General features: G+C 73.0%; 10 protein-coding genes and 1 tRNA gene. 6 read left to right on the forward strand and 5 right to left on the reverse strand.

Annotated features, from left to right (window positions below; all coding sequences use genetic code 11):
• Window positions 1-3 precede the first annotated feature (3 nt).
• Complete coding sequence (locus tag OG259_RS03435; protein ID WP_328940815.1) at window positions 4-1,377, forward strand: S8 family serine peptidase; 1,374 nt, start codon at window positions 4-6, stop codon at window positions 1,375-1,377.
• A gap of 139 nt (window positions 1,378-1,516) precedes the next feature.
• On the opposite strand, the gene OG259_RS03440 is transcribed toward OG259_RS03435, so the two are convergent.
• Window positions 1,517-2,602, reverse strand: a complete 1,086-nt coding sequence (locus OG259_RS03440) for a branched-chain amino acid aminotransferase (protein WP_328940816.1) — start codon at window positions 2,600-2,602, stop codon at window positions 1,517-1,519.
• 115 nt (window positions 2,603-2,717) lie between these two features.
• Here OG259_RS03440 and acpS point away from each other — a divergent pair, with 115 nt between their 5' ends.
• Window positions 2,718-3,215, forward strand: a complete 498-nt coding sequence (gene acpS / locus OG259_RS03445; RefSeq protein ID WP_328940817.1) for a holo-ACP synthase — start codon at window positions 2,718-2,720, stop codon at window positions 3,213-3,215.
• A gap of 42 nt (window positions 3,216-3,257) precedes the next feature.
• On the opposite strand, the gene OG259_RS03450 is transcribed toward acpS, so the two are convergent.
• The 3 genes from OG259_RS03450 to OG259_RS03460 form a co-directional block, all read right to left on the reverse strand.
• A complete protein-coding gene (locus OG259_RS03450; protein ID WP_328940818.1) occupies window positions 3,258-8,105 on the reverse strand; it encodes a hypothetical protein in 4,848 nt (1,615 codons plus the stop codon).
• A 133-nt stretch (window positions 8,106-8,238) separates the two neighbouring features.
• A complete protein-coding gene (locus OG259_RS03455; RefSeq protein WP_328940819.1) occupies window positions 8,239-10,563 on the reverse strand; it encodes a hypothetical protein in 2,325 nt (774 codons plus the stop codon).
• Window positions 10,564-10,566: 3 nt separating this feature from the next.
• A tRNA-Pro gene (locus OG259_RS03460) sits at window positions 10,567-10,638 on the reverse strand.
• Between the two features lie 175 nt (window positions 10,639-10,813).
• Here OG259_RS03460 and OG259_RS03465 point away from each other — a divergent pair.
• Window positions 10,814-11,839: a LacI family DNA-binding transcriptional regulator gene (locus OG259_RS03465; RefSeq protein WP_328940820.1), complete on the forward strand. Its 1,026-nt coding sequence runs from the start codon at window positions 10,814-10,816 to the stop codon at window positions 11,837-11,839.
• Window positions 11,840-11,922: 83 nt separating this feature from the next.
• On the opposite strand, the gene OG259_RS03470 is transcribed toward OG259_RS03465, so the two are convergent.
• Window positions 11,923-14,700 carry a glycosyl hydrolase gene (locus OG259_RS03470; protein WP_328940821.1) on the reverse strand — a complete coding sequence of 926 codons (2,778 nt, stop codon included), beginning with the start codon at window positions 14,698-14,700 and terminating at the stop codon, window positions 11,923-11,925.
• Window positions 14,701-15,016: 316 nt separating this feature from the next.
• On the opposite strand from OG259_RS03470, the gene OG259_RS03475 reads away from it, so the two are divergent.
• From OG259_RS03475 to OG259_RS03485, 3 genes are all read left to right on the forward strand, one after another.
• Window positions 15,017-16,336 carry an ABC transporter substrate-binding protein gene (locus tag OG259_RS03475; RefSeq protein ID WP_328940822.1) on the forward strand — a complete coding sequence of 440 codons (1,320 nt, stop codon included), beginning with the start codon at window positions 15,017-15,019 and terminating at the stop codon, window positions 16,334-16,336.
• A gap of 142 nt (window positions 16,337-16,478) precedes the next feature.
• On the forward strand, window positions 16,479-17,444 hold the full coding sequence (locus OG259_RS03480; protein WP_443052112.1) for a carbohydrate ABC transporter permease: 966 nt from the start codon (window positions 16,479-16,481) through the stop codon (window positions 17,442-17,444).
• Window positions 17,441-18,307 carry a carbohydrate ABC transporter permease gene (locus OG259_RS03485; protein ID WP_328940823.1) on the forward strand — a complete coding sequence of 289 codons (867 nt, stop codon included), beginning with the start codon at window positions 17,441-17,443 and terminating at the stop codon, window positions 18,305-18,307. The genes OG259_RS03480 and OG259_RS03485 overlap by 4 nt, the downstream gene beginning before the upstream one ends.
• Window positions 18,308-18,314: the final 7 nt, after the last annotated feature.

The raw sequence follows: 18,314 nt of genomic DNA on the forward strand, positions 1-18,314 counted from the left end.
CGCATGGTGGAGGACGAGCTCGCCCGCTTCGAGCGGCGCGGGGTGGTCACCGTCGTTCCCCGCTCGGCCTCCGGGCTCCGACTGGGCGACGATCCCGCCCTGCTGGCGCGCCACCCGGTGGAGGAGTTCCTTCCCGCCCCCGGGGTGGTCGACCGCCTCGCCGACGCGTTCACCTCCGAGGGACTGGCCGTCGAGGCGCGTACGGAGGTCGGCCTGACCGTCTCCGGAGACAACGCGCAGCTGACGGAGGCCTTCGGAAGCCCCGTCCTCCCGGCCCGCAACAAGTACATCCGGGGCTCCGTCCGGTACGAGCTCAAGGCCCCGCGGGCCCTCCGGTCGCGTCTGCACCCCGAGCTGATCGCCGAGGTGCGGGTCCCCCGCTCCGGCTTCGAGCTGACGGTGAGCGCCGCCCCGCCGCCGGCCCGTACCGACCGCTATCTGCGGCTGCCCGAGGACGTCGTCCGCGTGGCCGGCGCCGAGCCGCTGCACGCGGCCGGCATCAGGGGCGACGGGGTGCGGGTGGTGATGGTCGACACCGGCTTGTACGCCCATCCGCATCACCGCGCGCACGGCTACTCGACGTCCGTGGTGCCCGCGCTCACCGGCCTCGACCCCGCGGCCGACGAGCGGGGGCACGGCACCGCCATGTCGGCGCTGCTCCTCGCCGTCGCGCCCCGGGTGGAACTCACCATGGTCAAGATGGCGAGCGAGGCGTTCTCCTTCCCGTTGGCCGCGTTCCAACGGGCGGTGGGTCTGGAACCCGACATCGTCTCGTGCAGCTGGGGCACGCTGCGGGAGGAGCCGCATCTGCACCTGGAGGTCGCCGCCGCGATCCGGCGGGGCATCACCGTGCTGTTCGCCGCGGGCAACGGTTCCACCGATCGGCGTAACGCCATGTTCCAGTCGGTGGCCACCCCGGGCGCCCTGACGGTCGGCGGGGTCCACATCGGTCCGGACGGCGAGCGGCGCGCGTCCGACCTGGCGTCGAGCTACCGCTCGGCGGTCTTCCCCGGCCGGAGCGTCCCCGACCTCTCCGGCCCCTGCGGGACGATGCCGCACGGTGACTACATCGTCTTCCCGACCCAGCCCGGCTGTCTCTTCGACCGCCGGAACAGCGCCTACGACGGAACCGCCCCGGACGACGGCTGGCTGGTCTCCAGCGGGACGTCGGGGGCGACGGCGTACGCGGCCGGAGTGGTGGCCCTCGCCGTGCAGCAGGGGGTGGGCAAGGGCCGCGCCCTCCGGGCCGAGGACCTGGCGGACGCCTGTCTCCCGGTCACCGAGGGCGCCACCTTCACCGGGGACGGCTGCGGGGGCGCGTGCCCGAACGAGGCGGTCGGACTCGGTCTGCTGACGGCGGGAAAGCGCAGGCGCTGACGGCGGGGCGGCGCGGGCGTGGACGGCGGGGACGGCGGGGCAGCGCGGCGGCCGGCAGCGGGGCGGCGCGGGTGCCGGGGGACCTGCGGCCCGCGGCCGCACGGCTGTCGCCGTACGGCCCCGGCGTTCCGTCGTCCGGTCAGACGAGGCGCCGCATCCACCCGTGGGGGTCGTCCGCCCGGCCGAACTGGATGTCCACCAGACGGCGGCGCAGTCGCATCGTCACCGAGTCCTCGGCGCCCGTGTCCGGGGCGACGACCTCGCCGTCGGTCCAGACGAGCCGCCCGACGGGGGTGACCACCGCGCCGGTGCCGCAGGCGAAGACCTCACGGATCGCGCCGCTCCGCGCGCCCTCCTGCCATTCGGTGATCTCGACGGCCCGTTCCTCCACGTCGAGCCCCATCTCCTTGGCGAGCGCGAGGATGGACGCGCGCGTGACGCCCTCCAGGATGGTGCCGAGTTCCGGGGTGACGAGGCGACCGTCGTCCGTCACGAAGTACAGGTTCATGCCGCCGAGTTCCTCGACGTACCGGCCCTCGGCGGCGTCGAGGAAACAGACCTGGTCGCAGCCGTGCTCGCCGGCCTCCAGCATCGGGGCGAGGCTCGCCGCGTAGTTGCCGCCGCACTTGGCGGCCCCGGTCCCGCCGCGTCCGGCACGGGTGTAGTCCGAGGACAGCCAGATCGAGACCGGCTTGATGCCGCCGGAGAAGTACGGGCCGACGGGCGAGGCGATGACCATGTACGTGACCTCGGCGGCGGGCCGTACACCGAGGAAGGCCTCCGAGGCGAACATGAACGGGCGCAGGTAGAGGCTCTGTTCGTCGCCGGTCGGCACCCATGCCCGGTCGGCGCGGACGAGTTCGGTGACCGAGTCGAGGAAGGCGGGCACCGGGAGTTCGGGCAGCGCGAGGCGCCGGGCGGAGCGCGCGAACCGCTCGCCGTTGGCCTCCGGGCGGAACGTCCAGACCGATCCGTCGGCGTGGCGGTACGCCTTCATGCCCTCGAAGATCTCCTGCGCGTAGTGCAGGACCGCGGCGCCCGGGTGCATGGGGATCGGGGCGAACGGGACCACGGCGGCGTCGTTCCACCCGCCGCCCGCCGTCCACACGGCGCGCGCCATGTGATCGGTGAAGTACTGGCCGAACTTGGGGTCGGTGAGAATCTCGGCGCGCCGCTCGGGACTCGTGGGAGCGGGGTTGGGCTGAAGCGTGAACCGCAGACTCATCGCGGGGACCCTCTCGGTCGGCGCTCGGTGACGGCGCGCGCGTACTCCATCATGGGTGACGGCTCGGCACCATATCGGCCGATCGCCAGACGGAGCAAGAAAGTTGGATCTTGGCATGATGATCGGTTCGGTGGACGGCGGAGCGAGCGCCGAGAGGGTCGGCGAAGGACCCGGGGTGACCGGCGGGTCCGTCGGCGCGGCGGCCGCGGCCGCCGCGCGCGAACTGGTCGGCAGACGGGTCCTCGGCGTGGGTACGGATCTGGTGGAGGTGGACGAGATGCGAGCCGTCCTCGCCCGCCAGCCACGGTTCGCCGCCCGGGTGTTCACGGCCGGCGAGCGCGCGTACTGCGACATCCCCGCCGACTCGGCCGAGCGCTACGCCGTACGCTTCGCCGCCAAGGAGGCGGTGCTCAAGGCGCTGGGCGTGGGGATCACCGGTTCGGTCCTCACCGAGATCGAGGTGCTGCGCGCCCCGTCCGGGAGCCCGTCCCTGCGGTTGACGGGCCGGGCCGCGGCCCTGGCCGAGGCGGCGGGGATACGGTCCTGGCTGATCACCCTCACCCATACCCGTACCTTGGCCCACGCCTTCGTGGCGGGACTCCACGACGACTGAGCCGGAGGACCCACCCGGGCCCGGGTGGGTCCTCCGGCCGCGTCAGACGCCCTGTCCCCGCTCGCGCTCCCACGCCTCCGCGAACATCTCGTGCAGCGGAGCCGTCGGCAGCACCCGTACGAACGGGGCCCGGATCTGGTTGCCGTACATGGGGCGCACCTGGTGGCTCGTCAGCTTCACCTTCTCCAGGGGCAGGTGCGGGGACTTCAGCTCGGTCCACTCGCCGGGCAGGAACAGGGTCCGGCCCGCCCGCGCCCGCTTGGCCTCAAGGACGGCGCCGGTGGCGATGAGTTCCGCCCGGACCTCCGTGTGCCGCTTGGTCGTCCAGCCGTTCCACCTCCGTACGTTCCGGTCGGTGGGCGCGGCCAGCGTCGCGAGCTGGAGGTACAGCGCGGCGGCGTCCGTCCCGGCGCCGAGCTCCTCCGCCACGCGCGCGACCAGCTCCGGGCAGGACTGCCGGGGGTCCGCCTCGTACGCGCCGTCCGGTACGGCTCCCGATTGCGCCCGGCGCATCATCCGGTCGAGTCCGCCACCGGCCAGCAGCGGCGCGAACCGGTCGAGCTCCTCGGCGAGGTCGGTGATCTCGCGGACGCGGCGCCATGCCTCGGGGTCGGCGACCACGGCGGGCCGCAGGAAGGCGTCACCGCCGGGGACGCACACGATCAGGGGGCCGGAGTCGTACGCGGTCAGCGGAGGCATCTCCTTCTCCTCCTTCCGGCGGTCCAGCGACACGGGCAGCTGCGCGGGCCCGAACCGCTCGGCGATCGGCGCCGTGGTGTCCTGGATGCGTCCGTCGGGCAGTTCGACGAGCAGTTCCGGACGGGACAGTTCGGCCCGCAGGCGCTCGTACAGGGCCGTCGCGCCGGTCGACGCCGGGTCGCCGACGGGACGGTCGGTCCACGCCCAGACCAGCGCACTGGCGATCTCCCCGATCGCGAGGCCGACGGGGGTGCCGTAGGGCAGCTCGGGTCCCGCCGGCGGCAGGGCCCTCACTTCCACCCCCCGGCCGAACCGGGGCGCCGCGAGGTCCCAGTCGGCCGCGGGCACGGTCGCGTCCTCGGCGGCCTCGTAGCCGCCCGCCAGACGTCGTGCCCAGACCTCGGAGAGTCCGAGGTCGGCCTCCAGGGCGTCGGCCGCCTCGTCGTGCACGGCGGGCAGCGTCCCGACCAGCTCCCGCCACACGCCGGCCATCCGCTCCACGGCCGCCTCGACCCCGCGGGGCCGCCACAGCTCGGCCGGGTCCTCGGGCAGTGCGGCGGCCAGGACGGCCCTGCGCCCGGCTCCGCCGAGCCGCACGCGCAGTTTCTCGTACGCCTCGGCGGTCATCGGGCTCGCCTTGTACGGCGCCTTGCGGGCGAGGGAGCGGTCCGCGTCCCGGTCGCGGCGGCCGACCAGGCCGGCGATCACGAGCCTCGCCACGGGGCGGCGTACGCCGGTCAGCTCGGCGAAACGCGCCGCCGCGGACTCCGGCACGGGGAGGGGTCCGTGCGCGTCGATCGCCGCGAGCAGGGCCCGCAGGCGGGTGGCGTCGTCCCGCTCGACCCGGACGAGCCGCGCCTGGGCGGCCGCCACGGGCACGGGGTCGCCGCCCGTCTCCCCGGCGGCCGTCTCCTCGGCGTACGTCCCTTCGGCGTACGTCCCTTCGGCGTGCGTCCCTTCGGCGGCGGCGACGAACCAGGCCGCCTTCCCGCCGTCCCACACCGCGGCGGACGCGACGGCCGTACCGCCCTCCCGCAGCGCGTCCAGGTCTTCGGCGTCGGAGGCGCGGCCGACCCACCACCGGCTGCCCGCGCGGGCGAACGGCTGGTCGGCCCAGGTCTCCAGGAACGCGCGCAGGGCCGCCCGCTCCGTGTCGGGCGTCGGTGCCACGGCCGCCCGCCAGGCCACCGCGTCGATGGCGCCGAGCAGCTGCGACCAGTCGTGCGGTGCGGCGGGCGGGGAGAGCCGCCGGACCTCCTCGACGATCGTCCCGGCCAGGCAGGCGCCGTCGGCGGCCAGCGCGCTCAGGGTCGCGGGCTGGGCGACGTCGGCGGTGCGCTGCCAGATGTCGTTCTTCCCGTCCACGACGAGACCGAACAGTGCGGGCATCAGCTCGGTGTCCGGTACTGCGCGGCTCGGCAGGACCGGCGGCGCCTCGGCGAGCAGCGTGACGCGCCGGTGCAGGGCGCGCCGACGCTCCTCCACGCGGGCGGCCCGGCCGGCCACCGCCAGGACGCCTTCGACCAGGACCGGGTCCGTGACGTCCGGCAGCTCCCGCGCCACGGCGGCCCGCAGCGCCTCGGCGCTGTCGAGGGCGGCGGTCAGAAGCGTGTCCGCCGTCTGCTGTTCCACCGTCCGCAGCGCCTTGGACCCTGCCTCGTCCCTGGTCCTCAGCAGGTACCAGAAGGCGGGCGGCAGGGCCACGCCGAGGGACGTGGTGACCCGACGGTTCGGGTTCCCCCGGCGGTGGCGGGGCGAGTGGTGGCCGTCCAGCTCCCACAGCAGGACGCCGTCGGCGGTGTACGCGCGGACGCCCGTGCGGGTCTCCGCCTCGGCGAGGACCACGTCCTCCACGGCGCCCTCCGGCGGTGCCCAGAGCCCCCAGGGCTCCTGTCCCGGCCGGTCGATGTCGAACCGGGCCTTGCGGCCGTCGATGCTCTCCAGGAGGTAGTGGTCGGGCGCGTGGTCGCGGTGCCGGGTGCGGAACAGCACGCGGGTCCCGACGAGCCCGTCCCGGCTGCCCAGCGGGGAATCGGCCAGACCGGCCGGGAGCGGAGCCAGCTGCAGGGCCTCGCGGGCGAGGGTCATGTCCGCCTCGGAGGGCTCGACGGCCGGATCGGTGCTCGCGGGGCGGCCCGGGAAGTCCGGCAGGGGCGTGGCGCCCTGCCGCGCGCCGGTGACGGGGTCGACGGCCTCCCACGGCTGCCGTCCGTAGACGGCGTTGGTCCAGATCCGGTTGCCGTCGCTCAGCTGCAGCTCGTCCCGGTCGACGCCCTCCGTGCCGCCCGGACGCGTCACCCGGAAGCCGCCGTGCCGCCCGCCCCCGTCGGCGGTCTCGAACTGGAAGCCGTAGGCCCCGTCCAGGCTGCCGCCGAAGGGCACGAGGCCGCCCAGCTCCTCCGGGGTGAACGGCTCCTCCGGCCGGTCCACCCAGAAGGCGGTGTCGCAGTAGTACGGGCTCGGCTTGACGCTCCAGCTGACGAGGAACGTGCCGCCGACGTAGTGGACGGCGAACATGGTCGCGTCCTCCGGCACCGTGAACCGGCAGGAGCCGCGCACCCCGTCCGGGTCGACGGCGACGGCGCGGTCGCGCCCGAAGACGGTCAGCACCGGCCAGGTGGACGTCACGCCCTCCACTCCGGGAAGCCCGGCCGCACCGAGCGCGTCGGCCTCGGCGTCCGCTGCCGGATCCCCGGTCGTGCCCATGGCGTCGGCCGCGAACTCCTCGTACACGGCCTCCAGCGCGGGCCAGGCCAGTTCCTCCGGCAGACCGGCCGCGAGCGAGCGGCGCAGCGCGCCACCGGCGGACGTGCCGGCGAGGGCGTCGACGATCCCGCCGAGCGCCGTCACCGTCGGCCGGTCGAGGAGGGTCTCCAGCTCGGTGACGGACTCCTCCGCTCCCGCCATTCCGCCGCCCCCGACGACGTCCACGAGCTTGCCGACCCGCGCGGCCACCTCGTGGGCGATGCCCTCGTTGCCGGGGAGCAGGGTGACCGCGGAACCGGGCTTGCGGGCGGGCGCGCCGTACCAGTTGGGCTTCAGGCCGGCGTGCACGGTTCCTTCGAGACGGGAGCCGAACACCGGGTCGGCGGCGAGGGCGGTGAGGTCCCGCCGTGACTTCTCGCCCCAGAAGCGCATCCGGGTCTCCGGTCCCGGGTCGACGACCTTGGCCCCGGCCGCCAGAAGGGCGTCGAGGACGTCCGCGTCGAAGCCCTGGTAGTGGTGCCGGGTGGTGTGGACGGTCACGGCGTCGTCCGTGGCCCGCAGGCGCGGCCCCAGCCTGCCGACGAGGTCGAGGAACTCGGGCGGCAGCTGCTGGCGCCCGACGCCGCCGCGGGACTGCTGCGCGTACTGGTACATGTGGACGAAGTGCCCGACCCAGCGGTGCAGTCCCCCCTCCGGTACGAGCCGTCCGGCCTCCATCGCCTCCGCTGCGCCGCAGCCGATCAGCACGCGCAACCAGGCCCCGCCGTCGGTGACCCCCTCGGGAAAGACTTCGAGGAATCCGGCGGCGACGTCCTCCGTGGGCGGATGAGCCGTCAGAACCGGCTCGGCGGCGATGAGGAGCGCGTCCGGCACGGACTTCTTCCGGGCGACGGACACGATGGCGGCCACCACGCGCGCGATCTCGTCGTCGCCGTGCCCGGCCGCCTTGGCGGAGGCCCGGACGCGGCGCACGAGGTCGGCCGGAAGATCGGCCTTCGACCCGGCCCAGGCGGTCAGGAACGCCCCGAGCGCGGCGTGTGCCTCGACGGGCTCCAGGGTCCCGGTCAGGAACTTCTGGTGGGCACCGAACTCCTTGGCCGGCATGGCCCCGCCGGCGGCGAACAGCAGCCCGTTGGCCCGGCGGTAGGCCGGATCCACGGGCAGCCCGTGCTCGGCCTCGGCGGCCCGCGCGGCCACGTAGGCGCGGCCTCCCGGCCGGCTCCCGTAACCGATCAGCCGGTGCCCGACGGTGTCCCAGAACCACGGCAGGTGCGCCGTCGGAAGCCGCCGCGCGCGCCACGCCATGGAGTCGACGAACGCACCGGGCTTGGTCCAGGTCCGACTGAGCTCGGTCCCCATGGCGTCGACCAGCTCACGCGTGGCCACGGAAGCATCGGGGTCGTGGAGGTCGACCCAGTCGGCGTACGTGGTCGAGACGTGGGTCCTGCCGGTGGCGGGCAACAGAGCATCAAGCGAGGCGATCATGTCCTGGATCGTCGCACGCACCACTGACACCGCCCGAGGCAGCGGGTGTTCACCGCCGCGGAGGTCGCTGCCGGGGCGGCTCACCGCCGTCCCGCGCCGGCGGGGCCACGGGCCGGCCCCCGCCGGAGAAGGCTCACCGTCGACCCGGCCCCGCCGGCTCGGCACACAGCCAGTGCCTTCCCGTGGCGGTCCAGCCGGTGAGCCTGCGGGCCCGTCCGGCGTCGGCCGTACCGTCGGCGGCGAAGGACCCGCCGTCGGCGACCATCCGCAGACCCGCAAGGGCCGGTGCCAGACGGGCGGCCACGTGCGCGGGGTGACCTGCCGCCTCCCCGCGCGTCCAGGCGAGTACCCCGGCCGCCTCCCCCTCGTCGCACAGCGACAGGTGGAACAGCATGTGCCGCCAGGCGTACGCCGCGTCCTTGACCGTGCCGAGCGGGCGCTGTTCGTGGTGGGCCCGCCCCGTCAGACGGCACACCGTCACGAAGCAACGCCGTGCCAGGTCCGCCCAGCCGGTCGCCGGCGTGATGCCGACGCGGTGGACGAGGGTGGCGAGGTTGTGGGTCGTGAGGATCTGGGCCTGCTCGATCACCGTCCCGTTCTCCGCGACGCTGTAGAGGTCTCGCGCACCGGCCCGCTCTTGGCACAGCACGGCGAACTCCCGTGCGTCCCGCGCGGCCTTCCGCCGGGGTTCCCCGGGTCCGGGCCCGCCGTCGGCCAGGGCGAGGACGGCGGCGTAGTCGATGCCGTAGTACCGCTCGTACAGCGATCCGCCGCCGAGGAGCTCTCCGGCCACCACCGCGGCGGCCTGGAACTTCGGGCTGAAGGTGCCCATGAAGATGTCCCCGCCCAGTTCCTCGACCAGAGGGGCGTCCAGATCGGTCCGGCGGGCGAGCACGGCGAGTTCTCGGACGAGCGGGTTGGGCAGCAGCGTGCCGGGGAAGCCGTCCACGGCGACCTCGGCGAGCCGGCGCAGCGTCGTGTGCGCGGAGGCACGCACGCGCGTGTCCGAGGCCCGCTGTGCCGACACGGCGCGGACCCAGGGCAGTTCTTCGGGCCTGACCTGCCGCTCCAGGTTGAGCATCAGGAGGGACCGGCGGTTGCGGAACGCCCGGTAGTTGGCGGCCGTCAGCGCGCGCAGCGGCGCATCCCGGTAGGCCGCGGCGGTCTCGGCGGCGACGAGCTGGGGAACCAGCTCGGCCATCACCTCGGCGGAGGGCACCACGCCGAGCTCCACCAGGGTGTGGAGCGGCGCGCTCCGCGCAGCCTCGACCACGCGGCGGATCGCGGGCGGCAGGGCCGTCCCGGCGGGCAGGCCCGACCGCCGTTCCTCGGCCTCGGTCACCGGGGCGACGAGTGCGGTCACGTCGGCCGCGCCGGTCTCCTGCGGAAGGCCGGACATCCGGTGGGCGACGAGATGGGCGACGTCCCGGTGGGAGGGCAGCGCCGCGTGCGCCGCCCGGGCGACGCGTACCGCCGTGTGCCGATCCGAACCGGGCAGACCCCTCTTGCGGACCATCGAGGCGACGGCGTGCCGCAGGAACCCGAGCCGCCGCGGGGTGAGCGGACGCCCGGCCACCGCCTCCTCAAGGGCTCCGCGCAGGATCCCGGAATTTCCCGCGAGGTCTCGGTGACGGCCGCACAGCGTGTGCTCCCGGGCCAGGACCCGGTAGCGGTCGAGGAGGGCGGCGCCGCGCTCGTGCCACCCGGGGCCGGGGTCGCGGTCGAGGACCCGGTGATCGGGGCCGGCCGTCTCCAGCCAGTGGGAGAGCAGCTCGTCCTCGAAGGGTCGCCAGACGGCCAGCGCCTCGCGCTGGGTCTCGACGGCGGTGTTCGGGCCGCGGGCGGCCAGCTTGGCCGCGGCCTGCGCGACCGTACGGCGGTGTACGGCCTCGGTGTCGGGCGCCGCGGTCGCGGTGGGGCGCGGGGTAAACCGCAGCGTGGCCGCGAACGGGCCGATCTCCCGGACGAGTTCGAGGGCCGCTTCGGATTCCCCGGCCCGTACGAGCCAGGCCACGGTGAGCAGCGCGGCCTCCTCGGGGACGGTCACCTCGTAGCAGGTGCTGTCGAGGAGGTCCCACAGTTCCGCGAGTCCCTGCTCGGTGAGGCAGTGGGCGAAGAGGGATTCCCTGTCCTCCGGTACACCGGCCCTCCTGGCCGCCTCGGCCTCGTACGGCAGCAGCGGGCCGCCGGCGCGGGCGGCGCCGGTGGCGAAGCCCCCGTGCAGCACCTCCAGGGTCACCCAGGCGGGCAGACCCCGCGCCGGTGTGCGCGAGCCGACCCGCAGCGTGCCGGCGGCCATGCCGGCGAGTACGCGGCGCCAGCCGCCGGCCCGCTCCTCGGCACGCGCCCGCGTGGCCGGGTCGGCGTGGGTGAGCGCGGTGACGAAGGCTCGGGCCAGCTGCCCCTCGGCGTAGGAGCCCGACACGATCGGTGGCTGCTTGTCAGCGTGAGTGTCCATAAGCCGACGTGGCGGGTTCCGCCCCCGCGCCCTCCGGGTCCCGAGCCCGGCGCTCTGCTGCTGAGCTACACGTCGTAGGGCTCGGACGGTAGTCAGCCCGGCCGGGACGCGGCAACGAGGTTTTCCGGAGACCTTTCGCGCTGGGAGCGCTCTCAGCGCGTGGGGGGGTACAGATATCCTGATCCGCACAAGAACGCACACCGCAGCCCGCACACCGCAGCCCACCCCACGCAGTCGAGGAGCGCCCGCCTTGCCCGAGCAGACCACGGGGCCCCGCCCCACGCTGGAAGCCGTCGCCGCTCGCGCCGGCGTGTCCCGCGCCACGGCCTCCCGGGTCGTCAACGGGGGCGCGGGCGTGCGTCCTCCGCTGGTCGAGAAGGTGCGCAGGGCCGTGGACGAGCTCGGCTACGTACCCAACCACGCGGCCCGCTCCCTGGTCACCCGGCGCAACGGCGCCGTGGCGGTGATCATCGCGGAGCCGGAGTTCCGGATCTTCTCCGATCCCTTCTTCGAGCAGCAGGTGCGGGGCATCAGCCGGGAGCTGACCGCGCACGACGCCCAGCTGGTGCTGCTGTGGGTGGAGGGCCCGGGAGATCACGACCGGATCGCCCGCTATCTCGGGGGCGGTCACGTCGACGGCGCGCTGGCCTTCTCCCTGCACAACGACGACGCCTTGCCGGCCGTGATCGACCGGACCCGCATCCCGGTGGTCTTCGGCGGGCGGCCCGCTCCCGGCACGAGTCCGACGGTGCCTTACGTCGACTGCGACAACCGCGGTGGCGCCAGGGAGGCGGTACGGCACCTGGTCGACCTCGGGCGCCGGACCATCGCCCACATCTCCGGGCCGGACGACCAGACGTCCGCGCTCGACCGGATCCACGGGTACCACGACGTCCTCGTCGACGCCGACCCCGCCCTGTTGTGCCGGGGCGACTTCACGGAGGAGAGCGGTGCCCGTGCCATGGCCGAGCTGCTCGACCGGCGGCCCGACGTCGACGGCGTGTTCGTCGCCAACGACCTGATGGCGTCCGGCGCGTTGCTGACCCTGCGGGAGCGCGGGGTGCGCGCCCCCGAGGACGTGGCGGTCGTCGGTTTCGACGACATGGACTCGGTGGTCCGCCGGACCTCCCCGTCCCTGACCACCGTGCACCAGGACATCGAGGGCATGGGGCGGCTGATGGTGAAGTTGCTCATGCGGCTGCTCGACGGGACGGGGCCGGAGGTACCGGCATCCGTGATCACGCCGACGTCACTGGTGCGCCGCGACTCGGCCTGAGGAGGAAGTACGGCGAGCGAACGTGCGACGGTGGGCCCGGGTGAGGAGGAACCCGGGCCCACCGTGGTACGCGAGGGGATGCGTCAGTCGTAGGGGATGACCACCACCGACCGGTCCGTGCCCGTCTGGACGCGCGAGTCACCGTTGCCGATCGCGCTCCAGACCTCCAGGCGGACCGTGCCGCCCGTCAGGTTGCCGAGCGTTCCGGTGGCGGATTTGAGGCCGCGGGACTGGGCGTACTCCTCCCAGCCGGTCACCGGGTCGGTGGCGAAGTAGTGGTACGTCTCCGTCCGTTCGAAGGTGCCGTCACCGGTGAGGTCGTAGCTGATCCGGGCCTGCTGGCCCAGTCCGACGGACGTGCCGGCGTCGAGCTGGAGGCGGAAGGCGGTGGAACCGCCCGCCTTCAGGGTGCCGTTGACGCCCTTGGCCTCGTAGACGACCGGCCGGTCGGGGGTGCCGTCGTGGTTGCCGCCCTGGGCCGAGAGGACGGTGTCACTGCCCGCCGTGGCGCCGGTGGCCGTGGTGAGCGTGCCGCCCGTGCGGAGCTGGAAGGTGTTGCCGGTGGACGGCTCCGGGTCCGGGTCGGGATCGGTGCTGCCCGTCCCCGTGCCGCTGGCGGTGGAACGTGCGGGCACGGAGAGCGACTTGCCGTCGGAGAAGGTGACGGTACGGGCGGTGGCGCCGTGGTTGTGGGCGACGTACGTCCGTGTGGTGCCCTTGGTGAAGACGCCGGAGGTGGGGATGGATCCGGTGACCGTCGCGTCGGGCGCGCCGAGCGTGTCGAGTGCGGTGAGCCAGTGGTAGGTGTGGGCCTTGGACTCGCCCGCCTCCGGGGTGTAACCGGCGTTGCCCGCGTCCCACTTGGCCTTGGCCGCTGCCGGGTCGGCGAACGACTGGAACTCCCAGAGGATGTCGCGCCATTCGACGGCGGGGCCGGGGTTCTCGCGTTCCATCTCGGCGATGTTGCGCCGGACGGCGTCCTTGTGACCGCCGAGGTGCAGTGAACCGCCGGTCACCGGGAGGACGTTGATGCCGTGGATCTCCTCGGGGTTGGCCGTCCACCAGGTGGCGTAGGCGGCGCCGCTGCCCCACACCATGCCGGCGGTGTCGTGCTGGAAGGCGCCGGGGAAGACCTGCTGGTCGGCGTCGAACCAGTACTGGGCGATGGCCTCGCCCTCGGTGGTGAGCAGGTAGGTGCCGAGGTCGCGGAGTTGGGTGTTGCCGGTGGCCGAGCCCCAGAGGACGAGGGCGGCGCTGAGGTTGGTCGACTCGGAGGAGGACTCCTGGTTGTTTCCGGCGGCGAAGCCCTGGTGTCCGCTGGCCCAGCTGTGTCCGGCGTAGACGTCGAAGCCGCGGAGGAAGGGGAAGGCGGTGTCGGTGCGGCTGGGGTTGGCGGTGTCGCGGACCAGGGTCTTGACCATCGCGCCCCAGGCGGAGTCGGCGGCCCAGCCCGCGTCGTACTGGGCGACGATCGCGGCGGCGTACACGTAGTAGCCGTAGTGGAAGTGGTGGTCGTTGAGTTCGGTGTCGCTGCCGTAGGAGGCCGGGTAGCCGGTGAGCGTCTTCCAGGCCGTGTCGTACGAGAACTCGTTGGCACCGCCGGCCGTGAACCAGTCCTGGAGCCGGCCCTTGATCTGGCCGAGGAGCTTGTCGCGGAGCGCGGTCTCGCCGATCTGGTCGGCGAGCGGCACGAGCTGCGCGAGCTTCCCGAGCGCCTTGCCGGTCCAGTAGGTGTCGACGGCTCCGGAGAAGGGGTCCGCCGAGTTCGCGACCTCGTTCAGGTAGCCGCGCAGGCGGGCGGTGTCGACGCCGCTGTCGGCCGGCAGTCCGGGCAGGGTGGCGGCGGCCTTCTGGCTGGTGGTGAAGGAGGCCGACTCCCGCACCTTCATGGTGCCGCGGGGCGAGACGTACGTGTACGGGGTGAGCGGGTCGGTGGTGTTCAGCCACTGGTGGCGGTAGAGCGCCTGGAGGGTGCCGCGCTCGGTGCCCTCCTTCGCCTCGGTGGTGAGGGCGTAGGTGGCGCGGACGGTGCCCGCGTCGTAGCTCCAGTTCACGGTGGATCCGGTGACGAAGCTGTAGGCGTACTTCCGGTAGGTGGCGAGCGCGTCGGTGGAGGGCAGGACGGCGACGGAGAAGTAGTCCTTGCCGCCGAGCCCCGCGGTGATGGTGGAGCCGGAGACGTTCCAGTCGGTGCCGGTGGGCGCGAAGAGCGCGTAGTGGTGGCCGTCGACGGTGATGCCGAGGACGTTGCCCTGATCGGCGAAGACGGCGGGCGCGGTGGCGGTGGTGATCCTCGCGTCGCCGCCGGTGCCCTTGGCGTACACGAAGGGCATGCCGTGGCCGATGGTGGTGCGCAGGGTGCGCGCGCCGTCGGACCAGTAGGGGGTGACGGTCCAGTCGGACCAGGCGTCGGCCTTGGTGTCGGGCGAGTTCAGCCCGGTGAGGCCGAGGGTGAGGTCGCGCTTGTGGGCGAACTCGTACTGGCGCCCGTCGCCGACGATGGCGGGGCTGGTCGGGTAGCCGACCTCAAGGCCGCCGGCGACGGCCTGGTAGGTGAGCGGGTGACCGTACATGGGGGTGGAGTACGGGTTGTCCCCGTAGCGCTGGAAGGCGAGGGAGGACCACCAGTCGTTGGTGGGGACCGGCTTGCCCTGGGCGGCGGGGGTGACCTTGGGGGTGACCGGTGCGCCGGTGTTGGTGGTGGGGCCGGAGGTTCCGGCGGGACGGGTGTCGGAGTAGCTTCCGGCGCCCGTGGGGACGGTGGCCGCGGCCGCGGGGACGGCGGCGGGGCCGAGTCCCAGGGCTGCGAGCGCGGAGACCAGAACCAGCGCGGCGGCCGGTCTTGTGCGGGGGGCTGACATGTACGGCACCTCATGTCGTCGCGACGAGTGGGGGCACGGAGGGGATGCGCGGGGAAAGGGGGTGATGAGTGCACACCCCGAGAGAGCTCCGAGTGAGCTCCGAGCGAGCCGAGAGAGCGCTCTCAAGACGCCGGAAACGTAAAACCGACGAAACACGTGTGTCAAGAGATTGAACACAGAGCGCAGTTGATGGCGCGTCCCGTCCGTTACGCCTTCGAGGCTTGACGGATGGACCCGTTCCCGGGCACGCTCCGACCGCACGCTTGAGAGCGCTCTCAGTCGCTCTCGCTCGTTCCGGAGCCAAGGGAGGCTTCCCATGCCCATCGCCCGAGCCGCCACCACGAACACCGCCAGGAGAGCCGTCGTCCGTCTGGGGGCGGTCGCGCTCACCGGAGCCCTGCTCGCCGCCTGCGGGGGTGCGTCGGACGGCACGGCCACCGACGGCGCGGGAGGGAAGGTCACGATCACCGTCGACCTGTTCGGCTCCTTCGGATACAAGGAGGCCGGGTTGTACGCCGAGTACGAGAAGCTCCACCCCGGCGTCACGATCAAGCAGACCGACACCGAGGACGAGGCCGACTACTGGAAGTCCCTCCAGACCCGGCTCGCCGGCGGCGCGGGCCTTGCCGATGTGCAGGGCATCGAGGTGGGCCGCATCGCCTCCGTCACCCAGCAGCAGGCCGACCGGTTCGAGGACCTGAGGAAGTACGGTGCGGACACCCTCAAGGACCAGTTCGCCCAGGCCAAGTGGGCCGCCGCCACCGGCAAGGGCGGCGAGGTCCTCGGCCTCGGCACCGACGTCGGCCCGGAGGCGATGTGCTACCGCACCGACCTCTTCAAGCAGGCCGGACTCCCCACCGACCGCGCCGCCCTCGCCAAGAAGTGGGCCACCTGGGACGGCTACCTGTCCCTCGGCGAGCAGTACAAGGCGAAGGCCCCCGCGAAGAGCGCCTGGATCGACAGCGTCGGCAGCCTCTACTCGATCATGATCGGTCAGGAGAAGGAGCGGTACTACGACGCCTCCGGAAAGCTCATCTGGGAGGACAATCCCGCCCTCCGCACCGCCTGGGACCACTCCGTTCAGGCGGCCCAGGGCGGACTGAGCGCCAAGCTCGACCAGTGGTCCCCGCAGTGGAACCAGGCCTTCTCGGCCGGTTCCTTCGCCACCATCCCGTGCCCCGCCTGGATGCTCGGCTACATCAAGGGCCAGGCAGGCGAGGCCGGCAAGGGCAAGTGGGACGTCGCCCCGCTCCCCGGCGGCGCCGGCAACTGGGGCGGTTCCTACCTGTCGGTGCCGAAGGCGGCGAAGCACAAGAAGGAGGCGTACGAGCTGGTGAAGTGGCTCACCGCCCCCGAGCAGCAGACCAAGCTCTTCCAGAAGCAGGGCAACTTCCCCTCCGCCACGGGCGCGATCGAGAAGGTCGCCGACGCGAAGGACCCGTTCTTCTCCGACGCTCCCATCGGGCAGATCTTCGGCGACGCGGCGAAGGCGGCCCCGGTTCAGGTGCTCGGTGTGCACGACCAGAACATCGCGCAGCAGATCACGAACGCGCTGAGCGAGGTCGAGCGCAAGGGGACCTCGCCGGAGAAGGCCTGGTCGAACGCCAAGAAGGGCGTCGAGAACACCATCGGCTGACCCGCGCCGAGGAGAGCCCCCTCCTCGCGCCCGTCCTCACGTGGTTCCTCACGCACCTCTGCTCGCCCTCCACGACTCCTCCCCGTTCCACGACTCCTCCCCGTTCCATGACTCCACCCGCTCCTCTCCGAAGGGCCGCGCCGTGACCCTCACCGCATCCGAGACGCCGGCCCCGCCGAAGCCGGTCCCGCCGCCCGCGCGGCGGGGGTCCGCCCGGCGGGCCTGGCAGACGTTCTCGCCGTACGCCTACCTCGCACCGTTCTTCACCCTGTTCGCCGCCTTCGGTCTCTTCCCGCTGATCTACACGGCCTTCGTCTCGCTCTACCGGGTGGAGCTCCAGACGCCCGGCGACATGGAGTGGCGCGGCCTCGGCAACTACACCGCGCTCCTCGGCGACGAGTACTTCTGGCTCTCGCTGCGCAACACGTTCACCATCGGTGTGCTCTCCACCGTGCCCCAGCTCGCCATGGCCATCGGGCTCGCGCATCTGCTGAACTACAAGATGCGCGGCCGCACCTTCCTGCGGACCGCGGTCCTCCTGCCGTACGCGACCTCGGTGGCCGCCGCCACCCTCGTCTTCGCCCAGCTCTTCGGGCGGGACTTCGGCCTCGTCAACTACGCGCTGAGCCTGGTCGGCATCGACCCCGTCGACTGGCAGAACGGCACGGTCGCCTCGCAGATCGCCGTGTCGACGGTCGTCATCTGGCGCTGGACCGGCTACAACGCGCTGATCTACCTGGCCGGCATGCAGTCGATCCCGCATGAGTTGTACGAGGCGGCCGCGATGGACGGGGCCTCGCGGTGGCGGCAGTTCTTCCACGTCACGCTGCCGGGACTGCGGCCCACGATCCTCTTCACCGTCATCGTCTCGACGATCGGCGCGACCCAGCTGTTCGGCGAGCCGCTGCTGCTCGAAGGCTCCATCTCGGGCGGCATCTCGCACCAGTACCAGACGCTCGGCCTGTACATGTACGAGCAGGGCTGGGGCTTCTTCCACCTGGGCCGGGCGGCCGCCATCGCCTGGGTGATGTTCCTGCTCATCGTGGTGCTCGTCGGGGTCAACGCCCTGATCGCGCGCCGCCGTTCCCGCAAGGAGGCCGGCCGATGACCGCGCCCATCGCCGCTGCGACGCGAGGCCCCTCCCGGGCGGGCCGCACCCTGCACGCGGGCCCGCTCGCGTACGGGATCCTCGTCGTCGCCGTCCTTTTCTCCGCCTTCCCCTTCTACTGGACGATCGTCGCCGCGAGCCGCTCCAACGCCGACCTGGCGAACGTCTCGCCGACGCTGGTGCCCGGCCCGAACCTGATCCGCAACTTCGAGGCGGTCCTCGAAGAGGCCGACATCGGCAAGGCGCTGCTCAACTCCCTCATCGTCTCCGGCTCGATCACCCTCGGCACCGTGCTGTGCTGCACGCTCGCCGGCTTCGCCTTCGCCAAGCTCCGCTTCCGGGGCCGGGGAGCGCTGCTGGCGATCACCGTGGGCACGATGATGATCCCGCCGCAGCTGGGGGTGATCCCGCTGTTCATGCTGATCGCCGAGCTCGGCTGGGTGAACCAGCTCCAGGCGGTGATACTGCCGGGCCTGGTGTCCGCGTTCGGGGTGTTCTTCATGCGCCAGTACCTGGTGCAGACCCTGCCGGACGAGCTGATCGAGGCCGCCCGGGTCGACGGTGCCTCCACCGCCCGGATCTTCTGGTCGATCGTGGTGCCGATCGCCCGGCCCGGTATGGCCGTCCTCGGCCTGCTGACCTTCATGGCCGCGTGGAACGACTTCTTCTGGCCGGTCGTGGCCCTCACCTCCTCCGAGCCCACCGTCCAGGTGGCCCTGCGCCAGCTCGGCGGCGGATACGTCCACGACCAGTCCGTGATCATGGCGGGCACGCTGCTCGGCACGCTGCCCGTCCTGCTGGTCTTCGGTCTGCTCGGCCGGCAGATCGTCGGCGGAATCATGCAGGGCGCGGTCAAGGGCTGACCCGTCC

This window comes from Streptomyces sp. NBC_00250 (genome assembly GCF_036192275.1).
GTDB lineage: Bacteria > Actinomycetota > Actinomycetes > Streptomycetales > Streptomycetaceae > Streptomyces.